The organism is Streptomyces sp. NPDC001549 (assembly GCF_042894025.1).
Taxonomy (GTDB): Bacteria; Actinomycetota; Actinomycetes; order Streptomycetales; family Streptomycetaceae; genus Streptomyces; species Streptomyces kutzneri.
In genome coordinates this window covers 139,393-162,935 of sequence record NZ_JBIAVJ010000020.1, presented here as the reverse complement: position 1 = coordinate 162,935, position 23,543 = coordinate 139,393, and the positions used below count along the sequence as shown (strand labels likewise).

At 69.9% G+C, this 23,543-nt stretch carries 14 protein-coding genes; 1 reads left to right on the top strand and 13 read right to left on the bottom strand.

What is annotated here, in order from left to right; all coding sequences use genetic code 11:
• Positions 1 to 5: 5 nt before the first annotated feature.
• From ACFY04_RS28975 to ACFY04_RS28930, 10 genes are all read right to left on the bottom strand, one after another.
• Positions 6 to 794 carry a thioesterase II family protein gene (locus ACFY04_RS28975; protein WP_389121107.1) on the bottom strand — a complete coding sequence of 263 codons (789 nt, stop codon included), beginning with the start codon at positions 792 to 794 and terminating at the stop codon, positions 6 to 8.
• Entirely contained in the window at positions 791 to 1,000 is a 210-nt protein-coding gene (locus ACFY04_RS28970) for an MbtH family protein (RefSeq protein WP_389121106.1), read from the bottom strand. Before ACFY04_RS28970 ends, ACFY04_RS28975 begins: the two co-directional genes overlap by 4 nt.
• Before the next feature lie 61 nt (positions 1,001 to 1,061).
• Complete coding sequence (locus ACFY04_RS28965; RefSeq protein WP_389121104.1) at positions 1,062 to 1,892, bottom strand: phytanoyl-CoA dioxygenase family protein; 831 nt, start codon at positions 1,890 to 1,892, stop codon at positions 1,062 to 1,064.
• A 52-nt stretch (positions 1,893 to 1,944) separates the two neighbouring features.
• Entirely contained in the window at positions 1,945 to 3,051 is a 1,107-nt protein-coding gene (locus tag ACFY04_RS28960) for an AMP-binding protein (RefSeq protein ID WP_389121101.1), read from the bottom strand.
• Positions 3,041 to 4,873, bottom strand: a complete 1,833-nt coding sequence (locus ACFY04_RS28955) for a condensation domain-containing protein (RefSeq protein ID WP_389121099.1) — start codon at positions 4,871 to 4,873, stop codon at positions 3,041 to 3,043. Before ACFY04_RS28955 ends, ACFY04_RS28960 begins: the two co-directional genes overlap by 11 nt.
• Positions 4,874 to 4,876: 3 nt before the next feature.
• Positions 4,877 to 6,442 carry an amino acid adenylation domain-containing protein gene (locus ACFY04_RS28950; protein ID WP_389121097.1) on the bottom strand — a complete coding sequence of 522 codons (1,566 nt, stop codon included), beginning with the start codon at positions 6,440 to 6,442 and terminating at the stop codon, positions 4,877 to 4,879.
• Positions 6,443 to 6,476: 34 nt separating this feature from the next.
• Positions 6,477 to 6,731: a phosphopantetheine-binding protein gene (locus tag ACFY04_RS28945; protein ID WP_389121094.1), complete on the bottom strand. Its 255-nt coding sequence runs from the start codon at positions 6,729 to 6,731 to the stop codon at positions 6,477 to 6,479.
• On the bottom strand, positions 6,728 to 6,994 hold the full coding sequence (locus tag ACFY04_RS28940; protein WP_389121091.1) for an acyl carrier protein: 267 nt from the start codon (positions 6,992 to 6,994) through the stop codon (positions 6,728 to 6,730). Before ACFY04_RS28940 ends, ACFY04_RS28945 begins: the two co-directional genes overlap by 4 nt.
• A gap of 30 nt (positions 6,995 to 7,024) precedes the next feature.
• Entirely contained in the window at positions 7,025 to 8,389 is a 1,365-nt protein-coding gene (locus ACFY04_RS28935) for an MATE family efflux transporter (protein ID WP_389121088.1), read from the bottom strand.
• Complete coding sequence (locus tag ACFY04_RS28930) at positions 8,386 to 9,180, bottom strand: thioesterase II family protein (protein ID WP_389121086.1); 795 nt, start codon at positions 9,178 to 9,180, stop codon at positions 8,386 to 8,388. Before ACFY04_RS28930 ends, ACFY04_RS28935 begins: the two co-directional genes overlap by 4 nt.
• Positions 9,181 to 9,215: 35 nt before the next feature.
• Here ACFY04_RS28930 and fabD point away from each other — a divergent pair, with 35 nt between their 5' ends.
• A complete protein-coding gene (gene fabD / locus ACFY04_RS28925) occupies positions 9,216 to 10,226 on the top strand; it encodes an ACP S-malonyltransferase (protein ID WP_389121083.1) in 1,011 nt (336 codons plus the stop codon).
• 89 nt (positions 10,227 to 10,315) lie between these two features.
• Here the strand turns inward: fabD and ACFY04_RS28920 are convergent, their stop codons facing one another.
• From ACFY04_RS28920 to ACFY04_RS28910, 3 genes are all read right to left on the bottom strand, one after another.
• Complete coding sequence (locus ACFY04_RS28920) at positions 10,316 to 17,392, bottom strand: amino acid adenylation domain-containing protein (protein ID WP_389121082.1); 7,077 nt, start codon at positions 17,390 to 17,392, stop codon at positions 10,316 to 10,318.
• A gap of 64 nt (positions 17,393 to 17,456) precedes the next feature.
• Positions 17,457 to 20,945: an amino acid adenylation domain-containing protein gene (locus ACFY04_RS28915; RefSeq protein ID WP_389121080.1), complete on the bottom strand. Its 3,489-nt coding sequence runs from the start codon at positions 20,943 to 20,945 to the stop codon at positions 17,457 to 17,459.
• Complete coding sequence (locus ACFY04_RS28910) at positions 20,942 to 23,542, bottom strand: beta-ketoacyl synthase N-terminal-like domain-containing protein (RefSeq protein ID WP_389121077.1); 2,601 nt, start codon at positions 23,540 to 23,542, stop codon at positions 20,942 to 20,944. The genes ACFY04_RS28915 and ACFY04_RS28910 overlap by 4 nt, the downstream gene beginning before the upstream one ends.
• Position 23,543: the final 1 nt, after the last annotated feature.

Genomic DNA, 23,543 nt, shown 5'->3' with positions numbered 1-23,543 from the left:
CGGGTTCACTCGTGCAGGACAGGCGCCCCGTCGATCACTGCCTGGACGATCGCGATGAACGCATCTGACTGCTGCTGAAAGTAGAAGTGGCCGCCCGGGAGGAATTCCGTCGAGGCGGGCCCGTCGGTCACCTCGGACCACCGCGCGAGTGCCTCGGCCGGCACGATCGGGTCGTCCGCGCCGCCGATGGCGAGGATGGGGCAGTGCAGTCGTGCCGTCTCGTCGGAGAACCGGTACCGGTCGTCAATGGCGAAGTCGGCGCGGATCGCGGGGAGGATGATCTCGCGGAGCTCAGGCTCGTTCAGGATGGCGTGATCGGTTCCCCCACGGGCTTCGATCGCGGCGACCAGTTCGTCGTCCGTGAGTTTCTCCGCGTGCACGGGACTGGGGTTCGGCAGGAACGGTGACCGGCAAGCGGAGGCGATCAGGGCACGCGGAGGCCGTCCCTGCCGGGTGAGTGCCCGGGCGATCTCAAAGGCAACGAGAGAACCCATGCTGTGGCCCAGGATCACCAGATCGTCGGTGTCGTCCGGAAGACAGTGCAGCACCGGCTCGGCCAGCTCGCCGATATCACGCGGCAGGGACTCGCTGAACCGGGCACCGCGTCCCGGGTACTGGCCGATCAGCAGCCGGACGTCGTCGGACAGCGGCTCCCGCCACTGCGCGTAGTTGTGAGCGTTGCCGCCCGCGTGCGGGAGCACCAGGAGCGAGCGGCGGTGGCCGACGACACCGTCGTCCACCGTCCAGACCACGTCGTCGGGGACGAGCGGGGCGCGGTCGTCACGGATGGTCACGGCGTACTCCTCGTGAGGCTCTGTGGACGCTGATCCGTCCAGTGCCGGGTGACGTACGCAAGGCAGGACTCCCTGCTGCTCGGCGGGTGAACGACGTTCCAGCCCGCCGGTACTGCGGCGAAGGCGGGCCACAGGGAATGCTGGTTCTCGGCGTTCACGAGCACTGCGAAGGTGCCGTCCGGGTCATCGAAGGGGCTACTCGACATGGGTCTCTCCAGGGGCTGTCGGGGCCGGGGCGCAGAGGGGCGGAACCGTCGTCCCGCTCAGCTATCGGACGGGGACGAGCCTGAGACGCCCGTCGCTGCTGGGAGTCGTCGCCGTGGAGTCCCGTTCGACGAGGAATTTCGGGCGCATGGGATGTGCGGGAGCATTGGCGACCGCGTTGTACGTGATCAGAAGCAGGGCGCGGCGGTCAGCCGAGAGGTTGTTGGACGAGGAGTGGACGATGCTGGGATGGAACGCGTGGAGCGATCCCGCTCGCCCCGTGATCAGGACCTTCCCGTGCTCGCGGGCGAGCGATTCCGCCCTGGATCCGGTCACCGTGTAGGTAAGGTCGGCCGACACGTGCTGCATCCAGCCGTTCCTGTCGTCCTTGTCCGCCATCGCGGGCAGATCGAGCAGTCCCAGGGTGTGCGATCCGGGGATGACGACAAGGGGCCCGTTGTCCTCGTGCACATCATCCAGGGATACGGCGATGTTGACGGCGTCGGGCCGCGGCATGCCGTCTTCCTCGCTCCAGAAGGCGAAGTCCTGGTGCCACGGCCACGCGGCACCCTCGTGAGCCTGCTTCAGGTTCACCTTGAACTGGTACACGTAGACCGGGCCGCCCAGCAGAGCCTCCGCCAGTGACACCAGTTGCGGATGCCGCACGAGCGCCGCGCAGACGTCGTCGAAGGCATGGCATCCGTGGACGGCGCGGACCGTCTCTCCGTCCTTCTCGTACACGACTTCCGGTCGGCGCCGGCTGCAGATGGAGTCGATGCGCTCGCGGAGCAGACCGATCGTGTCGTCGTCGAAACGGTGGGGTATCTTGCACCAGCCCTCCCGGTCGTAGTCGGATTTCAGATCAGAGACGGCAGGTTCGACTGCAAAAGCCATGAGTGTGCACTCCGTTTGATTCGCTGTTTGGTTCGTGCGTTTCAGCAGGACTTCAGGACTGCGCCGTGGACGACCGGGCGAGAGCGAGGCGGTCGACCTTTCCGCTGGGCGTGCGCGGGAACTCGTCCTCCACCGGCAGGTACACGGACGGGAGCATGTAGTCGGGGAGGCTTTCGGCGAGCACCCGGCGCACCTCCGAGGAGCCGGGACCCGGTGACGTGCTGGGCCGGTAGTAAGCGGCCAGCCGGGTGTCCCCGATGCCCACCGCCTGCACGACGATTGCGGCGTCGGCCACACCGGGGACGGATCGCAACCGGGCCTCCACCTCGCCGAGTTCGACCCGGTACCCCCGGATCTTGACCATGCCGTCCTTGCGCCCGAAGAACTCGATGCTCCCATCAGGAAGGAACCTGGCGACGTCACCCGTTCGGTACAACGTGCCGGTCCGGCCCGGAAGGGGATGCGGGACGAACTTCTCGGCGGTCAGATCGGGGCGTCGCCAGTAGCCGTGGGACACCGGAGGGCCGGAGACGCACAGCTCGCCCGGCACTCCCGCCGGCTGTGGCCGCAGACGGTCGTCGAGGATGTAGACCTGAGCGCCGTTGATGGGAAATCCCACCGTGGGCATGAGTGGCCAGGAGGCGGGATCACCGTCCAGACGCAGGGAACTGACACTGTGCGTCTCCGTCGGACCGTATTGGTTGAACAGCGTGCCACCGTCGAGCCGAGCGAAGAACTCTCGAATCGCGGGGGTGACGTGCAGCTGTTCGCCTGCGGTGATGCACTCCTTCAGGGCGGGTGTCGGCAAGTCCATCGCGGTGGCGTAGGTGGCGATGCTCTGCAGGGCCACGAACGGCAGGAAGATCCGCATCACCTGTTGTTCGGCGATGACCGACAGCAGGGCGTCGTAGTCCGTACGGTCCTCCGCGTCGATGATGACGAGTGTGCCGCCGGTCGACCAGGTGCTGAAGAACTCCAGGTAGGAGGCGTCGAAACTGAGCGCCGAGAACTGCAGAGTGCGGTCGCCCGGGCCGGCCGCCGAGTCCCGGCATTGCCAGTCCACCAGGCCGGCCACCGCGCCGTGCGGCATGGCGACCCCCTTGGGAATGCCGGTGGAGCCGGACGTGTACATGAGATAGGCCAGATCGTCAGGTCCCACAGCGGGTGGTTCCGCCTGCTGTCGGGCAGCCTCTGGGGAGCCCTGCCAGTCCTGCGGCTGGAGAACCCGTCTCGGGCACTGCGCAGCGGTCCTGGAGGGACGGCTGGGTGAGCAGCGTGTGCAGAGCGCTGTCCTGGATCATGTAGGCGAGCCGGTCCGGCGGATAGGCCGGATCCAGCGGCACGTACGGCGCCCCTGACTTCAGCACCGCGAGGACGGCCACGACCATGTCGAGGGAGCGTTCCATCAGGATGCCCACGGCCTGACCGCGGCTGCCGGTCCCGGCGAGGGAGCGGGCAAGGGCGTCCGACGCGGCTCCCAGCTCCTCGTACGTCAGTTGCCGGTCGCGCCAGACGGCGGCCGGAGCCTGCGGCGTCCTGCGACGCTGCGTCTCGAACGCCTCGTGGACGAGGGCGGGAGGTCGCGGGGCGGCGGGAGCCTGAGCCCAGGCGTCGGTCACCAGGGCCAGTTCGTCGGCGGGCAGCATGTCGAGTTCGTCGAGCGGCAGGTCCGGATCCGCCATCGCCGACTCCAGCAGGCGGCAGTACCGGTGCGCGATACGCCGGGCGGTGTCGGGCTCGTACAGGTCCGTGGCGTAGTCGAGGAACCCCCGGAAGCCGTCGGTGTCGGCCGCGAGGTCGAAGCACAGATCGAACTTGGTGGTGCCCGGGTGCACATGAAGACGCTCGGTTGTGACGCCGGGCAGGTCCAGTCCCTCGTCATGGCTGTCGTTGACGGTCACGACCACCTGGAACACGGGGAACCTGCTGCGATCCTCCCCGGTGACGGTCCGCCTCACCAGCTCCGAGAACGGCACGTCCCGGTACCGCATCAGCTCCAGTACCTCATTGCGGGCCGTCGTCACCAGGTCGCGGAAGGGAATGTCGGCGGCCATTCTCACGCGCAGGGGCAACAAGTCGCTGAGGCAACCCACCAGCCCGTCCAGGTCCGCACCGCCGCGCCGCGAGACGGGGGTCCCCAGGACCACGTCGTCGACGCTGCCGTGCCGGTGCACCAGTGCGGTGGCGACGGCGGCGAGGACGGTGAAGGGTGTGGCGCGTGTGGCTCGGGCGAATGCCCGTACCGCCTCGGCCACCTGCGTGGGAACCCGGAACGGGATCCGGCCGCCCCCGTGACCGAGTTCCACCGGGCGAGGACGGTCGGGCCGGACGGTCGAGCTCTCCGGCAGGTCTCGCAGGCGATCGCACCAGTGGCGCAACGCGTCCTCGTCCACGGCGTGTGTCTGCTGCCGGGCCGCGTAGGGGCCGAGTTGCGGCGCCGGCGGCAGAAGGTCCTGCGCGCTTTCGATTCCCCCCGCGCGATGGGCGCGGTAGAAGTGGCTGAACTCCTTGTCCAGGAGGGCGAGGGACCAGTCGTCCATGACGAGGTGGTGGATCAGGAGGGAGACGGCCCACTCCTGCGGTCCGGCCTGCACCAGAGTGGCGCGTATGGGCCCTCGGGTGAGATCCAGCGTTCCGGTCGCCAACTCCCTGAGTTCTTCATCCAGTCCGCCTGGCGGACAGACCACCCGTTCCATGCGGCTGCGTGCCTCGGCGTCGACGATCTGGCGAAGGCCCTCGGGCTCTATGACGAACCGGGTGCGTAACGCCTCATGCCGTGCGACCAGTTGGTCGATGGCCCACTCCACGGCGTCCGGGTCGACGTCACCGCACAGCCGATGCGCCCAGAGCACCGTGTACCTTGAGCGGCCTTCGGTGAAGGCGTCGTTGAGCCAGATTGCCTCCTGTTCACGGGTCACCGGGTATGCCCTCGGGCGCCCGCCCCGCGCGGTGCGGGAGGCGTCTTCGATGTGGCTGGTCACGATCTACTCTCCCTTCGTGCGTTCGGCGGTCGCGGTCGCTGTCGGCCGCGCCGGGCGCGGTCCGGGACGGACAAGGAGGTTCAGAGCTGTGCGGTCGAGCTTTCCGTTCGGGGTGAGAGGGAAGCCGTCGACCACCCGGACCGATGCCGGGAGGAGGTAGTCGGGCAGGAGCCCGGCCAACTGTTCCCTGAGCGCCAGTGGATCGCTCTCCGTTCCTCCGGCGGCGGGCGGGGTGCCGGGGACGCGGGTGTAGAACAGGGCGGTACCGGTGACGGAGCCGTCGGCGGCGGTGATCCCGACGGCCGTGCTGCTGCGGACCCCGGCGACCGACGAGGCGAGGGCTTCGATCTCGGCCGCCTCCACCCGGTGTCCGCGGACCTTCAGCTGCCGGTCGGTGCGGCCATGGAAGTGCAGTGTCCCCGTCTCGTCCAGGTGACCGAGATCGCCGGTGCGATAGGCCCGCACCTGCCGGCTCTCGAGTTCGACGGTGACGAAGCTGCGAGCGGTCAACTCCGGCTCGCCCAGGTATCCGAGCGCGAGCCCTTGCCCCGCGAGGTGTATCTCGCCGGTACGGCCAGGCGGGCACACCTCCCCCTCCGGTCCGACCACGGCCACCGTGGTGAAGGGCACGGGGGTGCCCAGGGGAATACCGGCCTCACGGTCGCAGTCCTGGATGCGCACGGGGTGCGACGTGGCGTGCATGCAGCTTTCCGCAGGGCCGTAGCCATTGGTGAGACCCACGTCGGGGTGACGGCTGAGGAAGGTGCGCACATGGTGCGGGGAGAGGCGTTCGCCTCCCACGAACACCTGTCTCAGGCCGGTGAAGCAGGTCGGGTCCTCGTCGACGAAGAGGTGGAACAGGGTGGTGGTCAGGCGCAGGGTCGTCACGCCGTCCTGGATCAGGCGGCGCAGCGTCCCGGGCAGCAGGTGGTCCCCGTCCACGAGCACGGAGGTGCCGCCGGTCGTCAGCTGGCCGAACAGCTCGTACGCGTACATGTCCCACCACGGCGGCGCCGCCTGGGGCATGACGTGACCAGCGCCGAAGCCGGGAGGGGGGACTTCGCGGAACATCCGGGTCATCGCCCGGTGCGCGAGCACCACACCCTTCGGTACACCGGTCGTCCCCGAGGTGAAGATCACCGCGGCGGGAGCGTCAGCCGTCACCTCGGCGGCGGGTCCGGCGGCCCGAGGCCGGTCTTCGGCCGCCCGGCGCAGATCTCCGAGGCCCACGCTCAGCAGCGGGGCCCGAAGCCCGGCCGGAGAGCCGTCCGCCACGACGAGCGGGTGCCGGTCGCCGAGCAGGTCGAACACGGCCTCCAGCCGCCGGGCGGGCCACCGGGGGTCGACGCCGGCGTACGCCGCGCCCCGTTTGAGGAGCGCGAGTTGGAGGGCGACCAGCTCAGGCGAGCGCGGCAGCAGCAGCGGCACGATGTGCCCCGGTCCCACTCCTCGGTCGGCGAGTGCGGCGGCGTAGGTGTCCGCGGCCCTGTCCAAGGTTCGGTAGGCGATGTGCTCGCCCCGATGGATCAGTGCCGTCGCCGTGGGCCGGACCAGAGCCTGGTGACCCACTGCGGCATGGAGCAGCTCCATAGGATGGGTCGGCTCAGTCATGAGCGGCCTCCTGCCGCGACGACAACCAGGCGACCAGGTCGCGCAGTACGTGGTGTTCAAACACGTCCACCGGCTGCGCAGAGAGGCCGGTCTCCCGTTCGAGACGGATGCACAAGCGCATGGCCTGCAGCGACGTCCCCCCGAAGTCGTAGAAGCTGTCGTCGGGCCCCACCCGGTCGACGTCGAGCACGTCAGCCATCAGCCTGGCCACGGTCGACGCCCCCTCGGTACCGGCCCCGAGGGTCATCGGCCCGCCTGTTCGGCTATGGCCGCGGCCAGTTCCGCCACCGACTTGTGTCGAATGATCAGACGCATCGGCAGTTTGCTCCCCGTTTCCCGGCCGAGTACGACCATGACCTGGACGGCGGTGAGGGAGTTCCCGCCGGGCAGGGAGAAGAAGCGGTCGTCGTCGGTGAAGTCTGTGTGCTGGAGAACCTCTTCCCAGATCTTCCTGATCAGCGGCCGCAACTCGGCGGCCGTGAGGTGATGTGTGTCCTGAGTCTCAGTCATGTGCTGTCGACGTCCTTCGCTTGTCGTTGTCTATGCGGAAGCCAGAGCGCGATCTGGCAACCTGCCGCTGCGCTGATGGAAGAACCACGCCTGTCCGACGCACAGCAAGACGTTGGCGCACGCCAGGGCGGTCCAGAGCCCGGACAGCCCGCCCGCGGCGGCGACCGGGACCGCCACCAGGGCGAGCGCCCCGTAGCACACGGCGAAGACGGCGAGGCTCGGCACCGTGTCCTTGATGGCGATCAACCCGAACCCGAGTACCGCCTGCAGTGCGTCGGTCATGACCACGACGAGGATCAGCGGGATCATCCCGATGACCAGGTCGCGGGGCTTCGGGTCATGGGTGAAGAGCGAGACGGCCGAGGAACGGAACAGGAGGACGATGAGGCCCAGCGTGATCACGGTGATCAGCGCGACCTTCAGCGAGGCAGTCACGCCCCGCCGCACCCCGCCGACGTCGCGTGTCTTCAGGTACGGGGACATCAGTGGGATCGTCGCCTGCCCGATCGCGATGGCGGCGGTGAACATGACGTTCACCAGGGAGACGGAGATGCTGTGCGCGGCCGCGGTGCTGCTGCTCACCCGGGCGGCGGCGAAGGCGAGCACGCCGAGGACGGCGAACTTGATCAGTACGGTCGCGGCGAGCGGCAGCCCGACCGCGGCCAGGGCCAGCAACGCGCGGGCGTGTGGCCGCCCGAGTCCCAGCCGTCTGCCGGCCAGAATCGTCGAGCGTCGCAGAGCGAGGTGCGCGATCGTGGCGCTGATCGTACTGGAGCACAGCATCGCGATCCCGGCGCCCGGCGCCCCCAGACCGTTCCAAGACCCGGCACCGCCCACCAGGACGAGCGAGAGCACGACGGCCGTCGCCGTACCGGTCAGGCCCGCGCGCATCACCAGCCGCGACCGGCCCAGACCGACCAGGGTGGATGTGGCCGAGTTCCCGATGGCGGCCACCAGCACGCTGCAGGCGAGAAGCGCCGGCAGAACCCCGAGCTGTGCAAGGGTGGTGTCGGGAACGCCGGACGCCCGGCCGATGAGTGGTACCGCCGCCACTGCCAGGGCGCCGAGCAGTCCCGTGGCGATGCCCAGCCACATACCGTCGCGTACAACGGGCAGGAGAGCGTCCGGGTCGTCGTCCTTGGCCGCGACGAAGGGCATCACTCCGCGCATGGCGCCGGCGACCGTCGCCGTTGCCGGCGAGTAGACCGCCAGGGTGACGCCGAGAGCGGCGAGCGAAGCCGTGTCGTGCCGGCCGAGCACGGCGGTGTCGACCAGCGCACCGGCCGACGAGGCGATCATGGTCACATAGAGCGGCAGGGCTGCCAGCGCGATGGTCTTGACTGGGTTCTGCAGGGTCTGTTGCGGCATACCGCGGTGTTCCGTTCTCTCCGTCATCCTCGTGCCGTCCTTGCCGAGGACGGTTTCTCGGCAGCTGCATCGACGTCGTGGGCCAGTTGCGCAGCGAATGTCAGAGGGTGTTCGAAAGGATAGAAATGACCGGCCGGCCAGGACCTGAATGTCACAGACCTCTCGGAGTACATACTCCAGGGCAGAATGACGTCCCGCCCCGCCAGGGTGTCGAATTCCCCGAAATAGGCGGCGATCGGTGTACGGCTCACTTTCTCGACGCCCCGGTCGTAGCGGCTCATCATAGTGAGGTCCATCCGGAGAATGTCAACCAGATACTTCATCAATTCTGGCTCTTCGAAAGCCTCCTGCGGCGTCCCGCCGGCCTCACGGAGAAATTCTCTGAGTTGCTCGTCCGATGTCGGACCGTGAAATCTCCCGGAGCGGCCGGCAAGGTGCGGGGCGGGACTCGCGGAGACGGCGAGCAGGGTCGGCGGCCGGCCTCTCAGCTCCAGTTCCCGCGTGAGTTCGTAGGCGACCAGGGCACCCATGCTGTGCCCGAGCACGGCATAGGGGCCTGGACCTTCGCCAAGCACGACGGGCAGCAGTCGGGACGCGGCCTCCTCGACGGTGGCGCACGGCTGCTGTCCCGCCGTGGCGCCCCGTCCGGGCAGTTCGGCGGCCAGTATTCGCCAGTCCTCGGGAAAAGCAGACACCAGGGGAAGATAGCCGGTGGCGGAACCGCCTGCGTGCGGCATGACGAAAAGCGTGAAGCTCTCCTTACGCGATCCGCGTGGCTCGGATCCGGAAATTCTGGTCAGGTTTCTCAGCCTGGGCATTGCCAAGATTGTTTCCCATCCGCACACCGGGTAGGGTGGACGATCGCAGGTTCGTGGCAGGTGAATACATCTCTCGACCGACGGAGGTCGTCTTGAGCAGAATCGCTTTTCTCTTTCCGGGGCAGGGGTCCCAGATGTCGGGAATGGGGCTGGATTTGACCGAGAGGTATCCGGACGTAGTTCGCCCGTACTTCGAAACCGCCGACGAGGTTCTGGGAATAGGCCTGAGCAGTCTCTGCTTCGAGGGCGACGCGGAAGCGCTCCGGGAGACCTCGGTGACCCAGCCGGCCGTCTATGTGGCGAGCCTGGCAGCCGCGGCCGTGCTCCGTGAGAAGGGGATCCGGCCCGCCGTGGTCGCCGGGCACAGCCTGGGCGAGTACACCGCCCTGGTCTGCGCCGGCGTCCTCGACTGGGTCGACGGCCTGAAACTGGTCCGCAAGCGCGGCCAGTTGATGGCGGAGGTCAACCGCCGAACCCCCGGCCGGATGGCCGCTGTCATCGGCCTTCCGGCGCCGCAGGTGAACGACATCTGTGTGGAGGTCTCGCGAGCGCTCGGCGTGGTCGTCGAGGTCGCCAACCACAACTCGGCCCGCCAGAGCGTCGTTTCCGGCGTCGACAGGGGGATCGACGAGGTCTCCCGGCTTGCCCTGCAGGCGGGCGCCGGCCACGTCGCCGATCTCAAGGTCGGTGCCCCCTTCCACTGCTCCCTGATGGATGACATCGCCGCCGAGTTCGGCCTCAGCCTCGAATCGGTGGCCTTCGCCACCCCCGCCGTCCCCGTGGTGGCCAACGTCACCGCCGGCTACGTGCACTCGGGGGCGGAGGCACGCGAACTTCTGCGCCGACAGCTCGCCGCGCCGGTGCGGTGGCAGGAGACCCTGCAGCTGCTGGCCGGGGAAGAGGTCGAGGGCTTCGTCGAGGTGGGCCCCGGACGTACCCTGACCAACCTCAGCCGTGCCGAGCACCCGAACCTGCCGGCCATGACGGCGGGCACTGTCCGGAACATCGAGCAGGCGGTGGAGAAGCTGGGCTCCGTGGCCGTATGAGGAACGGGCGGCGGGCGGCGGCCCCGGCTGCGCCCGCCGCGTCGCCGGGGCACGGTACACATGCCCCGGGAGAAGACGGAAGGTAAAGGTCATGCCGGCACCCCGGTCGGGTCGAGCGCGCCGACGTACTCACCGGGCTCGAAGGCGAGCGCGTACAGGGCCTGCCGGTACAGAGCGAGCAGTCGTGCCTCGCCCGGGCCGCCGCCGTGCCGGAACACCACGCGGAACGCCTGCGGGTTGTCGACCACCGTCAGATGGAGCCGCCGACCGGGAGCCATCAGGTCGGGGCCCACATCGAGCAGCGGCTTCGTACCGAGCAGGACGGGTTCGTCGTCGTCACGGGCGTAGTTGAACACCTCGGGCAGATCCAGGAATCCGACGAGCCCGGGACGCGTCGCGGCCAGATCGGCGTACGGCACCCCGCTGACCGCCAGCACCTGGTCGACAACCTGCCGCGCACCCTCCAGCACCTGCCCCAAGGTCTGCTCCGCGGGCAGCAGCAGGGGCACGGGCACGACGTTGGCGAAGGCGCCGACCGTCTTCTCGAACCGCTGGTGGAAGCGCCCGTCGAGCGGAACCGCCGGACACGCGGACCTGGTGCCCCGCGACCACGACAGCGCCAGCGCGAACGCCGTCAGATGCAGCGTGAACGGCGTCGTACGCTGCTGCGCACAGCGGGTCCGCACCGCCTGCTGGAGCGCCGGGTCCGGCTGCCACTCCGCCCGGTGCTGTTCCACCACCCCGACCGCTGTCGTCTCCTGCCTGGCGGGCAGGGGGGCCAGCAGACGCTGCCACAGCTCCGCCGCACTCGACGCCCGTTGCTTGCCCGGAAGCCGGTTGCGCCAGGTGAGGTAACGCAGGAAGCCGTCGTCCGGTGCTCGGGCGCCGGTCGGCATGGAATAGGCCTCGCCCAGGGCACGGCACAGGTGATCGAGACCGCGGCCGTCGAGGGCCAGCAGATGGACGGTGACCGCGAGCAGGGTACGGCTGTCCGGCAGGTCCAGCGTGGACACCCGGACCAACGGCTCCGAGCGAGGATCGATCGCCGTCTGCTGTCCCTGTTCGTACAGCCAGGCCGCCGCGTCGGCCGGAGTGACCTGCGGGGGCAGTGCGTAGCGGGTCACGGTCGCGGCATCAGGCGCGTCCGCTGCGGCGAGCGCGGTGTCGCTCGCCCCCACGACCCTCGTTCGCAGCGCGGGCTGACACTCCAGCACAGCCGCCACGGCGGCCGTCAGCCGTGCGGCATCGAGCTGTTGCCCTGTGTCGTAGACGGCCGTCTTCTGCCGGTCGGCCCCGGGACGGTCGGCGAGCGCGACGAGACCGGGAGGCAGCGGGATCTCTGCGTCGGCTGCGGGGACCTCCTCGTCCGGATACGAGGCGCCGAGCACCTGCCGGCTCGACACCAGCCGAGCGACGCGCTCGGCGGTACCGCATTGGTAGAAGTCCGTGATGGACAGCCGGACGCCGAAGGCCTCACGAACCGCGTGAATCAGCCGGGTGGCCAGCAGCGAATGTCCACCGGCATCGAGGAAGTCGTCCTGCGCGTCCAGCCCGGGCGCCTCCAGGATCCGGCGGAAGGCGTCCAGAACCCCGGTCAGGATCTCGTCGTGCTCGGACGGCTCGCCGGCGGCGCGGGCCACCGGCGGCTGCGCGCCCGGGGCCGGCAGCCGGGCCGGGTCCACTTTGCCGTTCGCGTTCACCGGCAACTGCTCGACCAGCGTGAACGTCGACGGCACCAGGGCAGCCGGGAGTGCCTCGCGCAGCCGGCCGCGGATCCTGCCGACCACGTCCCCGGACCCTGGCGCGGGAACGAGATAGGCGGCGATGTGCTGATCACCCTCGGTCCCGCGTACCACCAGAGCCACATCCGCCAGCCCGGGGTCCTCCCGCATGACGACTTCGATCTCACCGATCTCCACACGGACACCACGGATCTTGACCTGTTGGTCGGCCCGCCCGAGGAACGCGATGTCCCCCGAGTGCAGTAGTTGCGTCCGGTCCCCACTGCGGTAGGCACGCCGCCCTCCGGGGAGACGGACGAACCGCTCGTCGGTCAGCGTCTGGTCGCCCAGGTAACCCGTCGCCACACAGGGGCCCGAGATGACCAGCTCGCCGACGCTGCCCCAGGGCACGGTCCGGCGTGCGCGGGCCCCGACGATGTCCAGGGTGACGTTCTGCAGCGGCTTTCCGATCGGTGCATACCGGGGCCACTCGCGCGGGGGGACGGGAAAGACGAACGATGTCACGACGTGGGTCTCGGCAGGTCCGTAGTTGTTGATCAGCCGGCAGTCCGGGAGCCGTTCGAAGAAGCCCAGCATGGCTTCGCTGAGACGCAGTTGCTCACCCGTGACAGCGATCTCCCGCAGCGAACTGAAGGCGGCGGGGTCCTGCTCGAAACGTGCGGCCAGCGCCTGCATCAGCGACACCGGAACGATGGCCTTCTCCACCCGATGGCTGAGCACGAACTGGGCGAGCGCATCGTGATCGTGTTTGGTCTCCTCGTCCACGACATGCAGCGAACCGCCGGCGCACAGGGCGGCGAACATCTCGTGGAAAGCGGCGTCGAAACCGAAGGACGCGAACTGCAACCAACGGCGTGCCACCGTGTGGCGCTCGGTCTCCCAGTGGATCAGATTGGTCAGTGCCCGGTGCGGGAAGTGGATCCCCTTGGGCTTCCCCGTGGTACCGCTCGTGTACGTCACGTACGCGCCGCATTCCGGATCGACCCCGTCACCCACGGCCGCTCCGTCCCGCACCGGCAGGTCGGACAAGTCCGGCAGGAGCATGAGCGGCTGCCCGAGCTCCCGCACGAAGACCGCATCCCGCTCGTCGTTGCACAGCGTCAGTACGGGCCTGCAGTGCTCGGCGATGGCGGACAGACGCTGCCGGGGATGGGACAGGTCGTAGGCGACCGCCGTACCGCCTGCGCGCAGCACCCCGAGCAACGCCACGGCCAGCCGCACGCCACGCGGCATGGCCAGGCCCACCCGGGCCCCCGCGCTCACGCCCTGCGAGGCAAGGAGGTCGGCCAGGCCGCCGGACAGGCGCGCCAGTTCCCCGTACGTGAGCGTGTCATGTCCGTCGCTCACCGCCACGTGGTGCGGGTGGCGTGCGGCCTGTTCCGCGAAGACGGCGTGCACGGGAAGGTCGGGCACGTCGACGACCGGCCCGGCCAGCGCGGCCGTCGTACGCTCCACCGCGCCGGCGGGGGCCACGGCGCAGGTGTCCACGGCCGTGTCAGGGGTCTGACACAGCTGGTCGAGGAGGAATCCGAACGACTCCTGCCAGCCGGCCACCGTCGCCCGGGTGAAACGCTCGGTGTCGTGGACGAGACGACCGCCGATCGCTCCCTGGTCGTCGGTCCACCAGTCCAGCGACAGCTCGTAAGGGCTGGTCGCGCGGTCGAAGGGCAGCGGCCGCAGCTGCAGTCCGGCCGGCGGAGCCGGAGCCATGCTGCCGGGGGCGAGCATGTTGAACAGCACCCGGAAGACGGCAGAGTCGTTGCGTTCGTCCTTGTGCGTGCGTTCCAGTTCCCGGGCAAGGACTTCGAACGGCAGGTCTTGATGGTCCATGGCCCGAGCCACCCGCCGTGCCGTGTCCCGCAGCAGGGAGCGGAAGGTCTGATCGTCGGCGATCCTGAACCGGATGGGCAGCGTGTTCACGAAGTTGCCGATCAGGTCGTGCGTCTCGATGCGGTGCCGGCCCGAGATGGGGCAGCCGATCACCAGGTCCTGCTGGTCGCAGATCCTGGACAGCAGCACGGCGAAGGTGCTGAGAACGACCACGAAGGGCGTCGTCGACTCGGCCGCGGCGAGTTCGCGGACCCTGTCGGCGGTCGCCGACGGCAGAGTGAAGACCGACTTCGCCCCTTGGTATCCCCGTTGAGGTCGGCGCGGGCGGTCGCCGGGCAGCTCCAGCGGTGCCGGGAGGCTCGCCATCTCCTGTCGCCAGAAGGAGAGCTGACGGTCCGCTTCGGCCGACTTCAGCCAGCGCGCCTCAGCCTTGGCGTGTGCCACGGCAAGCCCGTGGATCTCCGGCAGGAACGGCTCCTCGCCGCCGGTCCGACGATTGTAGAAGGCGTAGAGGTCGCTCAGCAGGATGCCCGTTGATGTGGCGTCCGCGACCAGGTGATGGAGGACGAAGACGAGCACGTGCCGCTCGGGGCCGGTACGCAGCAGCTGGGCGACGAACAGCGGGGCGCGGTCCGTGGCGATGGTGCTGTCGAGAAGCCCCGCGACAGCCGCCCGCAGAGCCGTCTCGTCCTTGACGTCCACGAGGGGCAGCTCCACCGACACCTCCGGCACGACCACCTGCACCGGACGGCCGGCGGACCTGCGGAACGCCGTGCGCAACGTCTCGTGCCGCGCGACGAGATCCCGTACCGCCTCTCGCATCGCGTCGACGTCCAGCCGCCCGCGCAGATCCGCCAGGACCGGCACGTTGAATGCCTCGGCGGCACCTTGGATCTCGCCCAGGAAGAGGAAGCCCTCCTGCAGCGAGGTGGCGGGTACGTCCCCGTCGTCGGCCTCGGCGGTCTGCGACAGCGGCTGCTGGTCATCCTCGCCCGATATGGAGTCCGCGGCGATCCGGGCCAGTCCGCCGGGGGTCGGGGCCTCCATGAAGGATCCAAGCGGCACGGCGCACTTCCAGCGGGCCCGGGCGAGGGCCACGACCCGCGTCGCGAGGAACGAGTCGCCGCCCAGCGAGAACAGGTCGTCGTCCAGCGACACGCCGGTCGTGCCGAGCGCCTCGGCGAAGATCTCCAGTGCGGTCCGCTCCAGGGCGGCGGCCGCGACGTCGCCCTGCGGCTCGTGCTCCGACGGCCGGACGGTCATGCCGGAGCGACCGGCCTGCACCCAGTAGCGCCGTCGGTCGAAGGGATACCGGGGCAACTCGACGAACCTTCCCGGCCCCGCGACTCGCGCCAGCCGCGCCCTGTCCCGGACGAGTCCCGCCACCCACGCCAGCCCCAGGCACGCCGACAGAGCCTCGTGGCCGACGCCGGCCTCCTTGGGAGGGGTGACGGTGACCGCCTCGGGGAACAGGGCAAGGGCATCCGACAGGTCCGGCCGGTTGGGGATCGGCAGGACGTCGATCACCGCCGGTACCCGAGGGGGCAGCGTCCGCCGTCCCGGCGCCGGGGCTTTGGTACCGGCCACCACCGCGGGGCCGGGTACGCGTCCGGCCGCGCAGACCTCGCTGCCGTCGGTCGTGTACCACGGGATCTCGGCGGGGTGGAGGGTCACGTCGGCGAGGGCCCGGGGGGCTTCGGCACCGTCCGCCAGGCGCCGAAGCACGCCGGGCACGTCTGCGGCGGCGACCACCCCGCATAGTACGGCGGCCGCGATCCGGTGTCCTTCGTCGGCCACGACCGCACCGGGGCGTATCCCGTGCTCGGCCCACACGGCCGCGATCCCCAGGTCCGCCAGCACGGCCAGGGCAGCGGGCGCCGTTTCCCGCGCGCGGGCGTGGGGTTGCCCGCTCAGCCGTTCCACCGCATCGCGGAAGGCCGGCTGCTGTGCGAGCAGCGAGTCGATCGTCTCGGCGGGGAGATGCCCCTGAGTCAGTACGAACGCCGGATTCCGGTCGTAGAGCGCGGCATCGACGGCCTGGACGTCCAGCACCACCGGCTCGTCGTCCCCGCGCCACAACAGCGCCCGCCGCAGCGGGTGGAGGCTACGGCGGCTCGCGAGCGCGGCGGCGACGTCGCGCGCCTCGCCGGCGCCGCATGTGCGGACGCGCGCGAGTAACTGGTCCTGCAGGAGAGTCAAGGAGGCAGCGGACTTCGCCGAAAAGGGCAATGCCTGCGCGACCGCGTGGATCTCATCCTGTCGCGGCGCTGCGGGCGGGGTGGGCGCCTCTTCCACGAGCAGGTGCACGTTGGTGCCGCCGACGCCGAAGGAGCTGACTCCCGCGAGCAGCGGCTCGGGCCCGGCCCAGGGCCGCAGTGTGGTGTTGACCCTGAACGGTGACGTGTCGAAGTCGATGTGCGGGTTGGGCCGTTCACAGCCGAGTGATGGCGGAAGAGTCCGGTGCTGCAGAGCCAGCACCGTCTTGATCAGGCCTGCGATCCCTGACGCCGCATCGAGATGCCCGATGTTCGACTTCACCGAGCCGATCGCGCAGTAGCCGACCCCGTCCGAGGTCTGCCGGAAGGCCTGGGTGAGCGCACTGACCTCGATGGGGTCACCGAGCGGGGTACCGGTGCCATGGGCCTCCACATAGGAGACACGGTCGGCGGTGACACCCGCCAGCTGGTGCACCTCGGCGATCAGTTCCGCCTGTCGCTGCGGGCTCGGCGCGGTGTATCCGCTCTTGTGGGCTCCGTCGTTGTTGATGGCGCTGGCCCGGATGACCGCGAGGATTCTGTCGCCATCCTCCAGGGCGTCCTCCAGCCGGCGCAGCACCACGAGGCCCACGCCGTTGGAGAAGACCGTCCCCCGTGCGTCGGCCGAGAAGGGACGGCAGCAGGCGTCGGGCGAGGAGATCCCGCCCTCCGTATAGCTGTAGCCGATGTCATTGGGGTTGATGGCGGCACCACCGGCGAGGACCGCGTCCGCCTCGTAGTCCAGAAGGGCGCGGCAGGCGTGGTGCACGGCCGCCAGGCTCGACGAGCAGGCGCAGTCCACCGCGAGGGCCGGCCCGGTGAGACCGAGCCGGTATGCGACCTGGGTCGCGGTGTAGCCGCGGTCGTTGCCCATCAGGACCCGATGAAAGCCGAGCGGCTCGACCACCTCGGGGTGCGGCAGGAGATTCTCCAGCAGGTAGTCCGAGATGTTGACGCCGAGGTACACCCCGATCCGGCCGGGTGGAGCGGCCGGGTCCAGGCCCGCGTCCTCCAGCGCGTGCACCGCGGTCTCCAGCAGAAAACGCTGCTGGGGGTCGGTGACCGTGGCTTCCGCCGGAGTCATGCCGAAGTAGTCCGCGTCGAAGAGCGACGGATCGGCGAAGCGCTTGCGTACGGCGATGTGCGAGCCGTTCTCGGATCGTTCGAGCCTGCCCGCCCGCTGCAACTCGTCCCGGGGGACCACCTCACGGGGATCGACGCCGTCCCGCAGGATGTTCCAGAACTCCTCGGCCGAGTCGGCGCCGGGGAAGCGACAAGCCAGCCCGGTCACAGCGATGGCCTGCATGTCGTCGTCGAACCCGTGTCCGGCATCGCTCATGGTGCAAATCCCATCCGGTGAAGAAGAAGGTGAAGTCACGTCGCCTTGCGTGCGAGAACCGGTGTCAGTCCCCGGAGCCGGCTTCGGGTCGTCCGAGGGCGTCCGCCCGGCGCCGCCGCGCCATCTGCTGCATCCTCTGCCGCCGGGTGGTGGCACCGGTCTGTCCGGCGTTGCCTTCATGGGGACCCGTCTGCTCCTGACCCGCTCGCGTCGAGGCGGTCGTGCCGTCGATGTGCGCCGCGTACGCGCGGACGCTCGGGCAGCGGAAGAAGTCCACGATCTGGGCTTGCGGGTGGACAAGCCGGCGCACCTCGGAGAGCAGCCGCGGGACCAGCACGGATGAGCCGCCGACCTGGAAGAAGTCGTCCGCAGGACCGACCCCGTCGTCTCCGAGGACCGAGCGCCACACCGCGAGGAGCCGCCTCTCCAGATCGTGCGCAGGTTCCGCCGACGCCTTGGTGGACCGCTGCAGCGGCACCCGCGGCAGCGCCTTGCGGTCCGTCTTGCCGCTGCTGGTTGTCGGCAGGGCCGTCCGGGCCACGAACACCGAAGGCACCATGGGGCCGGGCAGCCTCTCATCGAGGGTGGCACGCAGCCGTGTCTCGTCGAGTGCCGTGCCTGCGGCGGGCACGTAATGGGCCACCAACGCTTGTCGCTCGCCCTCCTGCTGAAGGACGACGGCGCACTGGGCCACACCCGCGACCGAGTTCACGGCCTGCTCGATGTCCTCCAACTCGATCCGGTAGCCGTGCAGTTTCACCTGGTTGTCCATACGTCCGACCAGTTCGAGCGTCCCGTCCGGGCGCAGCCGGGCCATGTCCCCCGTCCGGTAGACGGGGCCTTCGGTGGCCGGCGCGGGACACGAAGGAAACCGCCGAGCGGTGAGCTCCTGGTTGCCCACATACCCGTGGGCGACTCCCGCGCCACCGATGACCAGTTCGCCGTACATGCCGACAGGCATCGGGTTGAGCTGCTCGTCAGCGATGTGCACGGACGTGTTGGCCAGCGGGCGGCCGACGAGCACCTCGTCGGGGTCTGCGGGCACCTCCCAGCAGGTGGACCATACGGTGGTTTCCGTGGGCCCGTACATGTTGAGCACCTGGGGGATGCCCAGCGCCTTGAGCCGACGCGCCAGCGTGAGGTCGAGGGCCTCGCCACCCACCATGAGTGTGGTCAGGGCGCCCAGGGCCTCCTCGGCCCGGGGCAGGCCGAGGACGGTGCGCAGCAGCGTCGGGGTCGCCTGCAGGGCGGTGACCCCCGAGTCCAGGATGAGTTCGGGGATCGAGGCGGGCGTATCGCCCGAGGTGTGCGGTGCCGCCTGCCGCAACGTCTCCAAGTTCTCCGCCATGACCACGGGGATGCCCCGGGCCAGGGTCCACAGCAGCTCCACCACCGCGATGTCGAAGGTGGCGGCGGTGACGGAGAGCCACACGGTGCCGTCGGCCGGCCGGACCGCCTCGTCCAGCGCGACGAAGAGGTTGGCAAGGTTCGAGTGAGTGATCTCCACACCCTTGGGCTTTCCGGTGGAGCCCGAGGTGAAGATGGTGTAGGCGGACTCGCAGGCCACCGAAGGCGCCGTACCATCGGGTGTGGCGAGCAACTCCTTTGCGTCCAGACGCAGGCTCCGGCCGGCAAGGTGGCGCTCCCGGTAGGTGTCGTCGACGACGAGTGCCACGCAGTCCGCCGTCCCGATCATGCTCTCCAAACGGCTGTCGGGCGCGGTGCCGTCCAGCGGCACGTAGACGAGCCCCGCCGACATGATGCCCAGGAGCGTCATCACCAGCTCCGGTGAGCGGGTCATCAGTACCCCGACCCGCTGCCCGGGCCGCAGACCCCGGGCATGCAGACCGGCCGCCATGGCCCGCGCCCCTCGGGCCACGGTGGCCCGGGTGGTCGAGGTGCCTCGGAACCGGAGAGCGGGCAGCTCCGGCTCCTGGTCGAGGCGGGCCAGGATCTCCTCGTGTACCGGACCGCACGGGACGGGCCGTGCGGTCGCGGCGTTCCATCGCGCGATGCGCGCGGCGCTGTCGTCGTCCATCAGCCCCAGGTCGGCCAGCGGACCGTCCGGAGCCTCGCACATGCGTTCCACCAGCCGCCGATAGGCGGTGACGAGCCGGACGGCGTCGTCCTCGTCGATCTGAGCGGTGCCGTAGGTCAGCAGCCCGCGCAGCTCGCCGTCGACCTCGCGCAGCCGGAACATCAGCTCGTACTGGGCGGAGTAGGTGGGCACGGGATACGGCGCGGACTCCACGCCGGGCAGCTCGAACTCGCTCTCGGGGAAAGTCTGGAAGAGGAAGACCGTCTGGAACACCGGGGCATGGGCGCTGCTGCGCTGTGGTGCCGCGGCCTGCACCACCTGGTCGAAGGGCAGCTCCTGGTGGGCGAACGCCTCGTAGGCTGTCTTCCGGGTCGTGGCCAGGAAGTCCCGCACACTTTGTGTCCCGCTGACGCGGGTCCGCAGGCTGATCGAGTTGAAGAACAGCCCGGGAGTGTTCTCCAGCCCGGGGTGGGGTCGCTGTGCCAGCGGGCTGCCCACCACGATGTCGTCCGTACGCGCCATACGGGACAGCAGCAAGGAGTACGCGGCGACGAGCGCGGTGTACAAGGTCGAGCCTGTCTCGGCGCACAGCGCCTGCACCTTGGTAAGGAAGGCCGCGTCGTAACCGAATTCGAGTCCGGCGGCCCGGTAGCTGGGGACTGCCTCACGCCGCCTGCCCGGGACGAGGCCGACGGGGGCGGGAAGGTCGGCGAGCGTCCGGCGCCAGTACTGCCGCTGCCGCTCGGCGTGCTCGCCGGCCAGCCATCCCTCTTCCCAGGAGGCGTAGTCGGCGTACTGGACGGAGGGATCGTCGAGGCGCGGCGTCCGCCCTTCCACCCTCGCGCGGTACAGCTCCGCGAGCTCGCGTCGGAGGATGTCGGTGGACCAACCGTCGGAGACCACATGATGCTGTGTGACCAGGAAGATCCATGTCCGGGGGCCGGTGCGGACCAGGTCGAAGCGGCTCAGCGGGGCCTTCGACAGGTCGAACCGGGTGGACACGATGGAACGCACCAGGTCCTCGACGTCCTGCGCGTCGGCCTCGTGCTCCAGGAAGGCCGTCGGGCACTCCGGCACGATCGTCTGCTGCAGCCCGCTGTCGCTCTCGGTCAGCGCGGTGCGCAGGATCTCGTGGCGCCGGACGAGGTCGTCGACCGCTGCGTGCAGTGCCGTGACGTCCAGGTCGCCCCGCCATTTCACGGCGAAGTACATGTTGTAGAGCGGCAGGTCGCTGGCGAGCTGTTCGCTGAGCCAGAGCTGCTGCTGGGCACGGGAGGCAGGCAGACGGCCGCCCCGGTCGGCTCGCACCAGGTCCAGGGAGCGGCCCGCCTCTGCGTCCCGGCCACGCTGAAGGAAGCGGATGATGTCTTCCTTGTTCTCCCGGATGGCCTGTTTGAGCTCGTCGGTCAGAGCGTGCGCGGGCCCGGTGACCGACAGCTTGCCGTCCCGGGCACGGATACGGACACCTATCCCGGCCAGCCGTGTGAGGAGTTCCGTCGTCGTCGCGGTCTTCACAGCTCGAACGTCCCCATCGTCTCCGTGTCGTCGGCAGCCGAAAGCTCGGTGTACAGGCGGGCTGAGACAAGCCGTTCCTCGACCAGTCCGGCCATCCCGGCCGGAGTCTCGGCGTCGAGAAGATCCCCCAGGGGCACCCGGACGGCAAACCGCTCCCGCAGCCGGGCAATGATCTGGGCGGCTACCAGCGAGTGCCCTCCCAGGGCGAAGAAGCTCGCGTCCGGGGTCACGTCGTGCACACCCAGTACGGCCTCCCAGATGGCCGTGACCTCGGCCAGTACGTCGGCGTCGTCCGCGGCGAGCGCCGCCGAGGCGACGGCGACGGGCGCGGACTGCTGCCGCACCGGATCGACCACCTCGGGGACAGCCCAGTGCCTCACGGGCTCGAACGGATAGCCGGGCAGTACGGTGGTACGTGCCGCCGGGTCCCGGACGGCGTCCCAGACGAGGTCCGCTCCACGCTCCCAGCAGTGCCCGAGTAGGGCCAGCCAACTGTCCCGGTCGGCAAGCGCCCGCAACACGTCAGGACGGTCCTCGCGGCTCTCCGCGGCGGCGCCGGCCTCCTGCCCGCCTTCCATCACCACCACGTGTGCGACCTCCAGGAAGTCTTCGACGGACGGAACCGAGCCGGCCGGGAACGTCTTTTCCGTGGTCACACACCGCACGGCCGTGCTCAGTGGCGCACGCCGTGCGGCTGCCAGTTCCTTTTCCATCGAAGTCAGTTCCCGGTCGCAGACGCTCAGGTCTCCGCCGTTCAGGACGATGTCCCGCACGCGCTCCAGGCGCACCGCGCACTGCAGGGCCACGTCCCTGTCCAGCGCGCCCGCGGCGGCCGCGGCCGGGAAGATCCCGGATCCCACGGCGACGAGCACGTCCGGCACCACCCCGAGTCCGGTCAGGGTGGTCAACGCGGCGTGGACGAGGAGAAAGGCCCGTTCGCCACCGGAGGAGTTCTCCGGCGCGCCCTCCGGCAGGGGCAGCAGGCCCGGCAGCGAAGGCGCGGCGTTGGCCTTGCCGGTGAGGTCGACGGTCAGCTGGATCCGGCCCTGGGGGACGGGGGCCGTGTCATCCTTGAGCCTCGCCTGGAGCTCCGCGGGTGAGGAGGCGACGTAGGCCCGCCGCAGTTCCCGCGGGGCGCGACCCGCCTGAAGGGTGTGGGCGACATCCGGCCAGGTGCCCGCTGTCAGCCCGGCCAGCACGTCCGCGAGCCGCTCCCGCAGCCGCTGGAAGGCGGCCGGTGTGTGGGCCGAGAGGGGGAAGAGGTACGGCTGCGTCGCCTCGGCACGCGGGTCCGCCGCGGGAGCCGGTGTGTACTGACCCAGTACGACGTGCGCGTTGGTGCCTCCCACGCTCAGCGCGGTCACCGCGGCGCGACGTGGATGGGAGGCGTCCGACCAGGGCCGCCGCTCCCCGTTCACGTACAAGCCGCTTGCGGCGAGGTCGACGGCCGGGTTGAGCCACGTGTGACCGACCGTCGCCGGAATGACGCCCTCCCGGACGGCGAGGATCGCCTTGATGAGGCCTGCCATGCCGGCCGCGCTGTCGAGGTGTCCCACAGAGGACTTGACGGCGCCCACCGCGCAGGGGGCGGTCACGCCGAGCTGTCCGCGGGCCTCCACAAGCGCTGCCAGCTCGATGGGGTCGCCGAGCGGGGTGCCGGTGCCGTGCGCCTCGACGTAGCCGATCGTGCCCGGATCCACCTGCGCTTCACGGAGCGCGGCCAGGATGACGTCCCGCTGGCCGCGCACACTCGGGGCAGCGAAGCTCTGGCGGTCCGCGCCGTCGTTGTTCAGGGCGGTGCCGTGGATGACCGCGTGGATGACGTCCCCGTCCCGGACCGCGTCGTCCAGCCGTCGCAGGACGACGATACCGACGCCGCTGCCGGGTACCGTCCCGTCAGCCGTGCGGTCGAAGGGACGCAGCGCCCCTCCGGGGGACATCACACCGCCGTCGTGCGCCACATAGCCGTGCTCATGGGGAAGCTGCACGGACACCGCACCGGCCAGGGCCACATCGCAGTCATCGGCCAGCAGGCTCCGACGCGCCAGGTGAACGGCGGTGAGCGCGGTCGAACACAGGCTGCTGACGAAGACACTCGGACCGCGCAGATCCAGGTGGTATGAGGCTCGCAGTGGCAGCATGGCCGGCGCGTCGGACATCCCCCGGTGGCTGCTCTCACCGTCGCCGGGGGAGGGCAGGAGGGCGCCGTATCGGTTCTCGCCGCTACCGCAGAACACCCCCACCCGGCGCCCGCTCGCCCGGCCGGCCCAGCCTGCGTGCTCCAGCGCGTGCACCGTCTCCTCAAGGAAGAGGCGGTGCTGCGGGTCCATGACGGCCGCCTCGGCGGGAGAGATACCGAAGTACGCGGCGTCGAAGTGTTCGATCCCGTCCACAGCTCCCGACACGGAGACGTACCGTTCGAGGCCTCGCACACCGTCGGGTACTCCCTTGGCCCGCGCCTCGTCGTCCGTCAGGGGCGTCAGGAAGGACGCGCCGTCCAGCAGGTTGCGCCAGTACGTCTGGACGTCGCGGGCTCCGGGAAAACGGCAGGCCATCCCCACCACCGCGACGGGCTGCCGGTCACGCTGTGCGCTCATG